Source organism: Clostridioides sp. ES-S-0010-02, from assembly GCA_020641055.1.
GTDB lineage: Bacteria > Bacillota > Clostridia > Peptostreptococcales > Peptostreptococcaceae > Clostridioides.
In genome coordinates, this window is sequence record CP067345.1 from 3,933,621 (window position 1) to 3,947,527 (window position 13,907).

At 27.3% G+C, this 13,907-nt stretch carries 12 protein-coding genes; 3 read left to right on the forward strand and 9 right to left on the reverse strand.

Annotation, left to right across the window (positions count from 1 at the left end):
* Positions 1 to 76: 76 nt before the first annotated feature.
* From JJC01_18265 to JJC01_18305, 9 genes are all read right to left on the reverse strand, one after another.
* Positions 77 to 628, reverse strand: coding sequence for a helix-turn-helix domain-containing protein (locus JJC01_18265; GenBank protein ID UDN58077.1), 552 nt, complete (start codon positions 626 to 628; stop codon positions 77 to 79).
* 234 nt (positions 629 to 862) lie between these two features.
* Positions 863 to 1,354: a hypothetical protein gene (locus JJC01_18270; GenBank protein UDN58078.1), complete on the reverse strand. Its 492-nt coding sequence runs from the start codon at positions 1,352 to 1,354 to the stop codon at positions 863 to 865.
* Between the two features lie 28 nt (positions 1,355 to 1,382).
* On the reverse strand, positions 1,383 to 1,943 hold the full coding sequence (locus JJC01_18275; GenBank protein UDN58079.1) for a hydrolase: 561 nt from the start codon (positions 1,941 to 1,943) through the stop codon (positions 1,383 to 1,385).
* Between the two features lie 151 nt (positions 1,944 to 2,094).
* On the reverse strand, positions 2,095 to 3,252 hold the full coding sequence (locus JJC01_18280; GenBank protein UDN58080.1) for an SAM-dependent methyltransferase: 1,158 nt from the start codon (positions 3,250 to 3,252) through the stop codon (positions 2,095 to 2,097).
* 33 nt (positions 3,253 to 3,285) lie between these two features.
* Positions 3,286 to 4,236, reverse strand: coding sequence for a hypothetical protein (locus tag JJC01_18285; GenBank protein UDN58081.1), 951 nt, complete (start codon positions 4,234 to 4,236; stop codon positions 3,286 to 3,288).
* A gap of 86 nt (positions 4,237 to 4,322) precedes the next feature.
* Complete coding sequence (locus tag JJC01_18290) at positions 4,323 to 5,015, reverse strand: metallophosphoesterase (GenBank protein ID UDN58082.1); 693 nt, start codon at positions 5,013 to 5,015, stop codon at positions 4,323 to 4,325.
* A 109-nt stretch (positions 5,016 to 5,124) separates the two neighbouring features.
* On the reverse strand, positions 5,125 to 5,937 hold the full coding sequence (locus tag JJC01_18295) for a GTP pyrophosphokinase family protein (GenBank protein UDN58083.1): 813 nt from the start codon (positions 5,935 to 5,937) through the stop codon (positions 5,125 to 5,127).
* 50 nt (positions 5,938 to 5,987) lie between these two features.
* A complete protein-coding gene (locus tag JJC01_18300) occupies positions 5,988 to 6,899 on the reverse strand; it encodes an MBL fold metallo-hydrolase (GenBank protein UDN58084.1) in 912 nt (303 codons plus the stop codon).
* A gap of 44 nt (positions 6,900 to 6,943) precedes the next feature.
* Entirely contained in the window at positions 6,944 to 7,690 is a 747-nt protein-coding gene (locus JJC01_18305; GenBank protein UDN58085.1) for a YkgJ family cysteine cluster protein, read from the reverse strand.
* An 88-nt stretch (positions 7,691 to 7,778) separates the two neighbouring features.
* Here JJC01_18305 and JJC01_18310 point away from each other — a divergent pair, with 88 nt between their 5' ends.
* The 3 genes from JJC01_18310 to JJC01_18320 all read left to right on the forward strand — a co-directional run bounded on the left by JJC01_18310 (position 7,779) and on the right by JJC01_18320 (position 13,771).
* Positions 7,779 to 8,030, forward strand: a complete 252-nt coding sequence (locus tag JJC01_18310; protein UDN58086.1) for a hypothetical protein — start codon at positions 7,779 to 7,781, stop codon at positions 8,028 to 8,030.
* Between the two features lie 230 nt (positions 8,031 to 8,260).
* Complete coding sequence (locus tag JJC01_18315) at positions 8,261 to 8,680, forward strand: hypothetical protein (GenBank protein ID UDN58087.1); 420 nt, start codon at positions 8,261 to 8,263, stop codon at positions 8,678 to 8,680.
* 24 nt (positions 8,681 to 8,704) lie between these two features.
* Positions 8,705 to 13,771, forward strand: coding sequence for a DUF4132 domain-containing protein (locus JJC01_18320; protein ID UDN58088.1), 5,067 nt, complete (start codon positions 8,705 to 8,707; stop codon positions 13,769 to 13,771).
* The last annotated feature ends 136 nt before the right edge of the window (positions 13,772 to 13,907 follow it).

Genomic DNA, 13,907 nt, shown 5'->3' on the forward strand with positions numbered 1-13,907 from the left:
ACACTCCTATTATTTAAATATTATATACTCTCCTACTTAAAATCATCTAAATATTACTATATACTCCATTCAATTATTATACATAATATACTACCATACTTATTTTAGCTACACCTCTCCCTGAGTTTCTATATACATGTGATACATCAGCTTTAAATCTTATAGAATTCCCACTAGATACAATATAATCCTCTCCATTTATTTTAATAGTTATTTCACCACTAAAAACTGTAATAAACTCTTGAGTTCCTGGAAGTTCCGCATTTGAATCCAACGTTCCACCCTCTTCTATCTCAATCATAAATATTTCAAATCTTCTCTTGGAATCAAATGGAAATATAGGATAACTTACATATTTTCCATCATCTTCAATAAAATGGTCTACATCCTTTTTATCAACCAATTCTATCTCACTTTCTTGTCTTTCCATCAATGATGTAAATGATATTTTTAATCCATTCGTTATTTTCTTGATAGTAGATATAGTTGGATTCACTTCACATTTTTCAATTTGAGACAACATACTCTTACTTACTCCACTAAGTTGAGAAATTTTATCTAAGCTAAGATGTTTTTCTTTCCTTATTTTTTTTAAGTTTTCAGCAATTATTTCATTTAAATTCTGCATAAATTCACCTCGACTATACTTATACAATCATAAGCATATTTAATTATTTTATCTAAAGACAGTAACTTATTTTAAAACATTCTAGACAATATACTGTACATTATGTTTAATATATAATACTTTTTTAAGAATGTAAATACTATTCTAAAGTTTTCTTTAAAAATAAGCAAATAAAAAAGCTAGAAGTTTATGTTTTTACAAGACTACTAGCTTTTGCTATCATAAAATTGTATTTTAACTATAAAACTTAGATGCTCCTATCAGTTGTCTTTTGGAAACAATCTTAGCTAGATTAGCTAATGAAGATATTTTTATATCCTTAAAAGAAACTAAAAATACAAACTTAAAATCAGTGAATTCTTGATTTATATTATATATATCAAAATAGCATCTCAAATTATCAAATAGGTAATTTTCTTGCAAATCTGCTTCTATTTCATCAGTAGCATCTTTTAAATATGCTCTTACATCTTCAAATAAGACATTGAAATAAGACTCATCTATTTCCTCACCCAATTCTTCTAATATTTCTTCTATATCTAAATCATCCATATCAAAAGAATTTCCTGTCAATTGACAATCAAACACCAATATATTCTCCTGATTTATAGTATTTGATATATCTTGTACATATTCAAAGTCTGGACGTAATTCTAAAATGTCTTTTATCTCACTACTCTTTACATGAATTTTTCCTTTTCTGTTTTCTAGTTTTAAATCTATCATATGCTCCCCCTTTCAAATTATAAGTCTTTTAATTACTTTCTTCTATAATCTTTTTAATATCTATCCAGTTATTAACTCTAATTATGTTTTGATGTTCAATATCTTTATTATAGTTAGTATCTAAAAGTATTACTTTAACACCTGCATCAGCCAATTGGACTGAGTTTAAAGGGTTATCTTCTATAAATATATCACAACTCAGTTCTCTTGCCTTTTCAACTTTATAATCACTTCCTAATAAGTAAACATCTATATCTAAAATTCCTTGTCTAATTAACCAGTTTTTAGTTACATCAGTTAAACACTCATGTCTAGCTGTTACAAAAGATAAATTATGCCCCTTAGATAATTCCTCTATTACTTCAATAGCTCCTTCTACAATTTCTGCTTCATCATATGAATGTACATACTTATCATTAAATTCTGCATATACATCCCTTATTCCTGAACCATATAATTCTTCCCAATTGTGAGTTATACACTCTGACTCTGTAATGTTTTTATTGAATATATCATTTAGGTATGGAAGAAAATGATAAGGGCTAGTTATTGTTCCATCTATATCAATACATATATTTAATTTGTTCATTTTTACCTCCATGTAACATTTATTGATTTTATTAATCAAATATTATAGCACAGCTTTAATTATAAATCAAAATCATATATATGACTATACCTATATAATACCAAAAAGCTTGCATATTTAAGCAAGCTTTTTGTAAATTTTACATTTTCAACTAATATATAAGTTTTTCTAAAGTTGGTTCTACTCCAAATTGTGTTTTTAGTTCTCTATATTCATTTAATGCTTTTTCATTATTTGTTTTAGTTTTTATTGCTCTTATCATTAAATTTTTTGGTGTATCTAATGGGGATATGTATTCTACCACAGAAGTATCGTATCCATTTCCTTCTAGCAATAACGTTCTTAAACCATCAGTTATTAAGTCTGCAAATCTAGCTTTAAATACTCCATGTTTTAATATTGGTTCCATAGCTTCATATTTATATTGTCCTAATAACTCCTTATGACAGCATGGTACTACTACTATAGCTTCTGATTTTGCTCTAATTCCTAATCCTATAGCCATATCTGTTGCTGTATCACAAGCATGTAAGCTTATTACAAGGTCAACATCTCTATTAGGTGTATAATTAGTTAAATCCTCTTTTATAAATGACATATTTTTATAGCCTAAGTTTTTAGCCATCTTCTTTGACGCTTCTATAACTACATCTGAATAATCTATTCCTATAAAATAACAGTTTTTCTTTAATACTTCTTTTATATAGAAATTTAGTACAAAACTTAGATATGATTTACCACAAGCACAATCTAATATTGTTATACAGTCTTTGTCTTTTATTTCTTTTAAAATATTGTCTATAAGCTCCACAAAGTGGTCTATTTGATTATACTTTCTTATTTTATCATTTTTTATTTTACCATCTTTTGTAAGTACTCCAATTTCTTTTAAAAGTGCATTTGCTTGTCCTACTTTTACATAGTACTCTCTGTTTTTTATTTGAGATGCTGTAAATTCATCTATTTTCGGTACTTCTTCTTTATTATCTAGATACTTTACATTTACTTTTTTATTGTCTCCTTCTATTACGACAATAGTACCTCTTTCAATATATCTAAATACTAGCCCATCATAATTTTCCGCTTCTTTAGATATATTTTTTAACAATTCACTAAATGTATGTAACTCTGACTTGCCTTTAAAATTAAATTTGTACTTACCTTCTTCTTCTATTGCAATTCCTTTAAATTCTTTTCTTCCTGATTTAAAAACTACTTCTAATTCAATAAAAAAATCTTCATTTTCAAGGTTTCTCTGAGTAATCCCCATAAAAAACATATTTAGTTTTCCTATACTCTGCTTATTCATACTAATCTCCCTTTTAACTTATCTCTTTAACTCTTAATCAATAGTATTTGACCCATCTATTTCTTCATTTAAATCATTCAATCTATTTTTAAAACTTTCTATCTGCTTATCTGATAAATCAAGATACTCAGTTATCTTGCCTATATATTTAGGACTTTTAGTATTTATTAATTTTAAGGCACTATCCATGGACTTTTGTCTAAGTTCATACGCCTTTTTTACATCATCTCTAGCACTACTTAATACCTTTGTATATTCATCCTTAGAAAGTTCTGGGATTTGCATATTCTCATATTCTTCTATAACTTCTTTACACTTATTTCTAGCATTTGTAACATCTTTTTTTATACTAGATAATTTAGTTATATTTTTTGCAATATCCTTAGTATAAGGTATACATTCTCTCATTGGTACTAAAGCTACTCTTTCTATATTATAAATTTCTTTCTTGAAAATTCCTATACTTTCTAGGTCTATTTTTTTTATATCTTCACTATCATTTTCTTTACTTGTATAAGTATCTTTGTTTTCTCCAGTATTTACTTGTTTTTCTGATTCACTATTTGTTGAAGTATTTCTTTCTAAATCATTATTCTTTGTTACATCTTTTTGATTTTCTTCTTTATTATTTTCTTCTTTATTATTTTCTGTACTTTGTGTATTTTTCTCTTGCTTATTATCTACTTTTTTGTTGTTTGATTCTTTGCTATTTTTTTTATCTTGTTTTAAATCTTCTTCTTCTTTTTCATTAAAATTTGATACATATTTCTCATCATATGTCTCATCAGAAATATAATTATGATAATACATAGATTCTTTTATCTTATTAAGTCCACTCATATAGATGTTACTTATCATTATTGTTGTAGCTAATACTACATAAATACTACTGTAGATACAAGACCTCTTAAAATTCTTGTAATTTCTGAATATCACTATCAAAGGAATAAGATATAAAAATATAAAAACTAATATCCACCTCATAAATCGTGTCTCCTTTCTCAAAACCGAAATCCCTCAAATATTTATTTTTAATCATGTATCTTATAGTATTTACCAATTTATGTTTTTTAATCGTGAACTTTTATTAAATTAAATTCTGTATAATCACAAGATGCTAATATATATTCAACTCCATTTCTAATTCCTTTTAGACCCATTTTAAAAGACTCTTTACCATGCAAGTGACCATAAATCACCTTTTCAACATTATATTCTTCAAATAATTTTGTAAATAAAGACTCCTCTAATCTATCATTTGTAGGAGGATAATGAGTGATTACTATTATTTTGGAATAACCTTTTTTACGGGCAGACTCTAATGACAGCCTTAATCTATTTTCTTCTCTTCTATAAACTTTTTCATCAGTCTCATCAAATTTAACATCATTGGGACATATCCAACCTCTACCTCCACAAATTGCATACTCTCTATATTCATAGAAATTTGTTTGAATAAAACGCATATTTTCATATAGCTTATTCAAACTTGTAACTGTTGTCCACCAATAGTCATGATTTCCCTTTATAAGTATTTTTTTACCTGGAAGTTCATTTATTATATCTAAGTCTTTTTTAGCTTCTGATAAATTAATTCCCCAAGATGTATCTCCTAATACTAATACTACATCTTCTTCTGTAACAACCTCTTTCCAATTATCTATAATCTTTTTTTCATGACCATCCCAATTACTGCCAAAGATATTCATTGGCTTATTTACTGATGTTGAAAAATGTAAATCACCTATTGCATATAAACTCATAACATCATTCCTTCCTTGATTAAACTAAATAGGCTGTCTCTTCTTAGAAATTATTTTCCATTAAGAGGCAGCCCCATTAATATTTAGTAAATTTTCTCTATAAGTAGCTTTATTGAACCACTCTATCATCTACCTTGTTATCCTTATATTGCTCTAATAACATATCTATTTCTTGTTTTAATTCTAAAATTTCGGTTATGTTTTTGTCTGTTTCAGTTCTATCCAACTTTCTTTGATACTGCATAGCTTTATGTGTATCACCTAAGTCATATAACTCTTGTATTCTATTTAGAGTGTCTCTAATTGCTATAGACTTCATTTGATACATAGCCTGAGCTTTCATTATGTCCTCTCTTATTTCACTCATTTCTTGGTCTAAGAGAAACGCAGCATCAGATGCTCTTCTAAGTCTTTCTGCTAGAGTCTCAGGTATGTAATGGTCATATTTATATTTTAATGAATGTTCTATTGTAGCCCAGAAATTCATTGCAAGAGTTCTTATTTGTATTTCACATATAATTTCTTTTGAGCCCGCAATTGAGTTTATAGGATATTTTATTATAACATGATAGCTTCTATAACCACTATCTTTGTAGTTTGTAATATAATCTTTTTCTCCTATTATAGTCATATCATTTCTTACTTTTATCAAATCAACTATATAATATATATCTTCAACAAACTGGCACATTATTCTTATACCAGCAATATCATCAATTTCAGTTTCTATATCTTTCGCATTTAGCCTTTTTAACTTAGATATTATGGAAGATATTTTTTTTGTCCTTCCTGTGACAAATTCTATGGGAGAATACTCGCCTTTTGCTAAATATTCTTTTCTTATATTTTTAAATTTTATTTTCAATTCTTCTACTGCATGTTCATAAGGTGCTAGTATTTCATTCCATTTTTCGTATTCCATATTGCTCACCCTTTATTTGTTTTTTATGACCTTCTTTATTTTATCATAATTTATTTTGTTTTTGTATAGTAAAGCAATTCTCCATCTTCTAAGATATACCCTATTTCGTCTAAATCAATTAGGTAACTTATAACAGATATCAATGAAGATTTAAAAAAATGATACTCTTTATAATTATTGCTTAAATTATTGTTATTTATAATATTTTTTAGTAAAATTTCTAAAGATTTTGGTTTTTCAAGTAATTGTCTTATTTGGTATAAATATTTCTCTAAAGCATTCAAATGCTTTTCTATTAATTTATAAGCATCTTCTTTTGATATCACTTGTTTTCCATGTCCCAAAACCAAATACTCAAAATCTATACCTTTTAACTTTTCTAACGAGTTCATTTGCTCTTGTATATCATATAAAAATAAGAAATCGAATTTTGATAGAATTTCATCTCCTATCAAAAGGTCTCCCACAAAAATCACCTTATCTTTAGTTAAAACAGCTATACTTCCAGGTGTATGTCCCTGAAATTCAATTATATCAAACATTTCATTATTTAGTTCCAGCCTACCTGCATCTATAGTTTTATCTATTTCTATATCATCTAACATTTTACTTTTTAAAATACTATCCATAAATATATTGCTTTTCCCCCCAACAATATACTTTGAAAATAATTCTGGGTTTTCTATATATAACTTATCGTATTTTGATGACATTACACACACATCTTTATAGTGTTCTTTAAATTGATTACATGCCCCATAGTGGTCATCATGACCATGAGTGTTTATAATATATCTAACTTGTATTTTATTTTCATCTAATACTTTGGTTACTCTTCTGGGCCTCGAACCACATAATCCTGGGTCTATCATAAGTGCTGTATTATCCTCAAACACATATATTCCTGTATTTGTACCACCTTTTATAAAAAAAGTATTTCCTTTTACTTTTGTTAGATTCACCATCTTCACCTCATTTTGACAATATTTATACTACAAGTTATTATTTATTTAATATAAGACTCTAGTAGAATAAGTCTTTTTATTCTATTAATAGTTCTTTTTTTTATTTTAGGTTCTTTAGATATCCTTATTTTTACATTATATGCTAAATCTCTGTAAAATAGCGATTCTATAAGATATTCAACTATGCCTCTATCCTTAAAATCTATATCTATAATGCTATTAGAATATAGTTTTGAATCTAGTATCATAAGTTCATCAAAAAAGCTTAATCTCTCAGATTTACTCAAATAATCTTTACTTGGAATAAAGCTTTCACAATAATCTATTCTATAATTTACCACTTCATCATTTATTTCAAATCCATGTTGTCTCTTCATCAAGTCTTTATAAGCATTATTTTTCTTAGTCACATTATCTAGATTTTTGTTATAGTCCTCTTTTTTCCAATGTCCAAATAATCTACAATTTAGTGGTCTGACTTCATATATTAAACACCTATTATTATCATCTTTGAATGGACATGAATTTTTTTTAGAATACTCTTCAAAATAATAGTCTACTATTTTAATTATACATCTTCTTCTTAAATCCGCTCTATCTTCAAGATAACAAAATATATTCAAAAACTCAATTAAATTTATACCTACCGACTCCATACAACAATTACCACAACCAGAACAATTTCCAGTTGGTAAAGATTCATATACATCATTTAATTTATTAAAGAGCTTATTTTTAGTGGAATAATCTATACAATTTAAAATATCTTTATTTTTTATACTAGTCATTATTATTACTCCTTGTTATAATTATTAAGTTAATACAAACAATTATTATAACATATTTTTTAAATTTAATCGCATGAGGAGGCATTTTATGAATAGATATACAAAAATCATTAATATGATGGGAAGTTACTATACAAAAGACTTTGAAAAAGAAAAAAAGAATGTAATAAAAGTTAGAGAAGTTAAAGAGGATACTGTCAGAAAATTTTTCTTACAAGGTGACTGTGAAGTTCTAGTAGTATTTGAAGATACTGGCAAAGAAATCCTTATTGACGATTTTTCTCCTGAAGAAGATATCAAAAAATACTTAGGAGTAAAATTTATAAATAAAAAAAGATAGTTATTAAAACTAAACATCTAAATTAAATTTTAATAACTACAAGTTATTATTATATGCTTTCATAATTAAAAGTTATCTTTTATCTCTTTTTTAGACTTTAAGATAGCTTTTTTTCTATTTTTTGTAAAATAATTCCATAATACACACTAATATTTCACAAAATGATATAATATAACAAATAGATAAATTTTTTAAGTTTCTTAATACTTAATATTTTGCGAGGTGATTTTATGCAAATTTATTTTAGAGTTAAAGCTGTTGGCAAACGTAGACCTATGCTAGAACTTACCCCCTTTGATTTATCTGACAACATCAATTGCCTAAAAGAGGCTATCTCTGAAATTGTATCTAAAAATGTTCTTGAATATAATGAAAAGACCCCAGAAAAATCAATAATAAGCTTTTTAACTAGTGAAGATATTGAGTCTCAAGCTACCATTGGAAAAGTTGGATTCGGCTCTATCTACAATGAAAACAAACAATCTATAGAAAAAGCTATAGAAGTTGCACTACAAGCATTTGAAGATGGAATCTATAAAGTTCTTATAAACGAAGATGTTATTGAAGAACTCAATTCTCCTATAAATTTAAAAGATAGTGATATATTCACTTTTATAAGACTCACTCTACTTGCTGGAAGGATGTTTTAAAATAAATAAATTGGAGGTACATAAATGTCAGAACGTACTAGAGTAGAAAAAAATCCTAAAATAATTGAATATTTTAAAAACAATCTTACTAAATCTTCTTCAAAACCATATTACGATTTAACTGAAGCTCTTTGGGATTGTGTAAAAGACGAATCATACTATTATGATGTAAAAGATGAAAATAAATTCTTAGATATGATAAAAAAATACTATAATTGTTATTACTATGAAATTGAAAGTGTAGACACATTACTCTCTGGCCCTTTAAAAAATGCTTTAGAATTAATGTTTACTTCTGAGCAAGTAGAAGAACTTTGTCAATTAATTAAAAGAAAAATGAATTATACATATTCAGGAGGATACTATCGTAAAGGGTATCGCTCAAATAAACTTAAAGATTATTTTAGAAGTATAATTAGGCTTATTTCACATTATGTGAGTTTGATATATTACGATTTTTCTGTATTAGATTATCTTACACTTCCAGATAAAGTTCTTCAATATGATTATATAATGAGTGATAAAATCGCATTAGAAATAGATAATGGAAATGATGATGTAATCAATGCTTTAGAAGAAGTAATTTTTGGAGAAAATCAAACTGCCCTACTTACTAGACAAATGATAATTGGTATTATGAAAAGTCATAGTGAAAAATGCTATGAAATGCTTTCTAAACTTCTTTTGGCTGCTAAGCAACAAGAAGGTCTTAGACAACAAATTGTAGAAAGCCTAGACGAAGGTACAATTCCTGCATCTGTCTATATGTTAAAAACTATCCTAGATAACAATTTAGAAAGATTTAGTTCTGTTATAAGAGCTTTAGATACATGGACAGGGCTTGGTTTTTCAGACCAAAAACCTGGAATAATTCGTAAGTGCTTAGAACTTTCATATAAATCATTGACTGATAAAGAGTTTTGTATAGAGTCAATTAACAGTAAGGATAACCTTGAAATTTATTTTAGTTTATGGGCAGCTGCAACTTACAATATCTATGATTCATACACTCTTATTGAAAAATTGCTTTCATATGATGAAAAGTACAAAAAACTTGTAGCTCTTTACTTCTTATCAAATACAGAAAGTACATATTTTAAACACTCTGTTGCATCTAAAAATATTAAAGGCGACGATTTAGAGATACTTGCATGGGTAGTTAGAAATTTCTATGTAGAAAGTTCTGTTGGTTACTACTATAATTGGCAAAACCAAAAAGTTGATTTTGACTTATCAAATTCTCCTATTAATAAAGACTTTGATGCTAGAAAGGAACAATTTGAAAATCTAAAACATACTTTAGAACTTTTAAATTCAAAAACTAAGGAATTTTCTGGCAGTGTATTTCCATGGTCTTGGGTCGAAATTTCTTCTTACAGTATCCTTAGATGCATGATGACATTAACAGCATATGATATGAATACTCAATTTATGGATGTTCTAATGGACAACTATCTTCTTATGAGTTCTGATTTAAGAGCTTCATTTATAGCTAATTTTATAAATGAGCCAAAAACAGATAAACAACGTAGTTTCTTATTAGAATGTTTGAGCGATAAGAGTGTTTCTAATAGAGAAATTGTATTAAGTCTACTTAAAGAACTTGACTTATCAGATGTAGAGTTAGACAGAATAAACAACTTACTTACTTTAAAAACAAGCTCTATCAGACAAACAGTAATAAAGATTTTACTTGAACAAGATGATTCAAAACTAGAAAATATTGCTTCTTCTCTAATAAAATCTTCAAATTCGCAAAAATGTCTTGGAGGACTTGAAATTGTAAACTTATTAAAAGACAATACTGATAGACAAGAACTATACAATAAACTTATTTCATTAGTGGAAAGTGTTGATAAGTCTAAAAAGAATACATCTCAAGTTCAGATATTAATTGATAATTTATTAGGTAAAGCAAAAAATGATTATTGTAAAGAAAATGGATTTGGGATATACAATCCTGAAAATAAGCTTCAAATTCCTGAACAATTTGATTTTAAATACGATTCCTCTACTCCATCAAAACTTAATAAGATTATTTCCAATTTAAGCTTATCTTCTAATGAGGATTCTGTTTCTATATCAACTAAAAAAGAAGCTAAGAAGATTCTCGATGTAGATATAAATAAAATATTAAAAGTATATGAAAAATTTGATGAACTTATTATTGAAAATGCAGATTATGAGTATGAGGTTGAGAGATGGTCAGGTAATATGGATAAAATACTTTTAGGTTACTCTACATATAATCTAACTCCTATTAAACATATAACTGGAAATAATAAGGATACTATTGATAATTATCCATTAGCTGAACTTTGGAGAGAAACTAGTAAGAAACTTAATTTAGATTATAAAATAATCCTTGATATTTTATTTTATAGCATACGCTCATGCTCTTATCATGAAATAGAAAAAAGTTGGTTTTCATCTATATACTCAAATGTCCTTGATGAAAAAAAACAAAAAAAATTATATACAAAATTAGATAAATTAAAATTTGATGTTCTTACAAGAAAAATACTTGCAGTATTACTAAATGAATTTGACCAGAAAGAAATGTTTGAATACTGTTTAGATACATACTACAAACTTAGAAACCTATTAACTACTGAACAATGTAAAAAGCAAAGAGTTGAGTTTACTAAAAACTACTATAGACAAAATGAATACTGCCCTGCTTTAGATGCACCAATTTTAAACTATTGGCTTGGAAAGGCACATTCATTTATTTATGATGATATTTCTTTTACTAAGTTCTTCTATACTACATTTGCAAATTATCAACTTTTAGAATATAAATTCCCATTTTATACTAATATAGATATATTTGCTCGTGCATATGAATTGGGATTAATGACTGAGGAACAAATCAATCGAGAAATTGTAACTGGATACAATGCAACAAATATAATACGAATTTTGACAAATCCTAGATGGGGTGGTGATACATTAGAAAAACATCCATGGCTTGAAAACAATATAAAAACAGTTACAAATAGAATTATAGAAATCGAATCACGTAGGGGTGATATGCCAACAGAAGTTTCTCATCTAGCTGATAATATACAACATTTTGAGGGTATGAATTATTTCGTAAATATCTTAGTTGCTCTTGGTAAAGAAACTTTCCAAAGAGGATATTCATATGGTAGTAATTATTCAAAAAAAGATGTTTTGAGTTCTCTACTTAAAAATTGTTATCCTACTAAAGAAGATAATTCTAAAGAATTAAAAAAATTACTTAAAACTACTGATATTACTGAATTAAGATTAATAGAAGCTGCTATGTATGCTCCTCAATGGGTAAATATAATTGAAAAATATTTAAACTGGAAAGGTTTAAAGAGTACAATTTGGTATTTCCATGCACATATAAATGAAGGCTTCTCTGCTCAAAAAGAATCAGAAGTTGCTCTATTCTCTCCTATATCACCACAGAGTTTCATGGATGGAGCATTTGATGTGGATTGGTTTTTAGATTCATATAAAACTATTGGAGAAGAAAGATTCAATCTCCTTTACAAATCAGCTAAATACATAACTAGTGGTGGAAACTCTCACAGACGTGCACAACTTTATGCTGATGCTACACTTGGAAAACTTGATAAAGATATGCTGATGAAAGAAATTGAAACAAATAGAAATCAAGATAAATTGAGAAGTTTCTCTTTACTTCCTATGAAAAAAGGAGACCTTAAAGAAGCAACTTTCCGTTATGAATTTATTCAAAAGTTTGCTAAAGAAAGTAAACAATTTGGTGCACAACGTCGTGAAAGTGAATCAAAGGCTTGTGCTATAGCAATGGAAAACTTAGCTAGAAGTGCTGGTTTTGAAGATATCAATCGTATGATGTGGGCTCTTGAAACGGAAAAACTAAATGAGGTTGCTCATATATTTAAACCAAAGAATATTGATGGAACTTCACTTTGGATAGATGTTGATGAAAAAGGAAAAACATCTATAAAAGTCCAAAAAGGTGATAAGACTTTAAAAAGTGTACCAAAAACTCTTGCAAAACATCCATATGTACTTGAACTTAAATCAGTACAAAGAGATTTAAAAAGTCAGTATTCTCGTGCAAAACAAAGTTTAGAGCAAGCTATGAAAAATGAAACAGTATTTACAGTTAAGGAAATCTCCAATATTTATAAAAACCCAGTTATTTGTCCTTTAGTTAAAAATCTAGTTTGGCTATGTGATGATACTATCGGATATATATATAATGATAAGTCTAAGTTCTTTATTTGTGATACAACTGGTGAACCTTATAGATTAACTGCAAAAAATAAATTAAAACTTGCACATCCAGTTCATCTGTTTGAATCTGGTAAATGGAGTGAATTCCAACATGACTTATTTGATAAGCAAATTGTTCAACCATTTAAGCAAGTGTTCCGTGAATATTATAGAATAAATGCTGACGAATTATCTGAAAAAACTATATCTCGTAGATATGCTGGCCATCAAATCCAGCCAAAGAAAACTGTAGCACTTCTTAGAAATCAACTTTGGACTGTTGACTATGAGGAAGGTTTACAAAAAGTATTCTACAAAGAAAATATAGTAGCAAAGATGTTTGCACTTGCAGATTGGTTTTCACCAGCAGACATTGAACCTCCAACTATTGAAACAGTAGAATTCTTTAATAGAAAGACTTATAAAAGCTTAGAACTAGCTTCTATACCGCCAATTCTTTTCTCTGAAGTTATGCGTGATATAGACCTTGTTGTAAGTGTTGCTCATGCTGGTGGTGTTGACCCTGAGACAAGCCACTCTACTGTAGAGATGCGTATAGCTATTGCTAAAGAACTACTATTGCTATTAAAGATTAAGAATGTCAATTTTGAAGGCTCTCATGCTCTTATAGCAGGTAATTTAGGTGATTATTCTGTACATATGGGTTCTGGTATTGTACATAAAAAAGGAATGGGTGCTTTAAATATACTTCCTGTACATTCTCAAAGTAGAGGTAAGATATTCCTTCCATTTGCTGATGAAGACCCTAAGACTGCTGAGATTATGTCTAAGATATTATTACTTGCTGAAGATAATAAGATTAAAGACCCTAGTATCTTAAGCAATTTATAAATATAAAACTATCTCTAAAATATATTGGACTTTCTAATTTTTTAAAGAAAGTCCAATATATTTTACACTATAACTTATATAAATTAACTCATAATTATAAATAATTTTTATATAAACTTTTCTTATATATCATCTT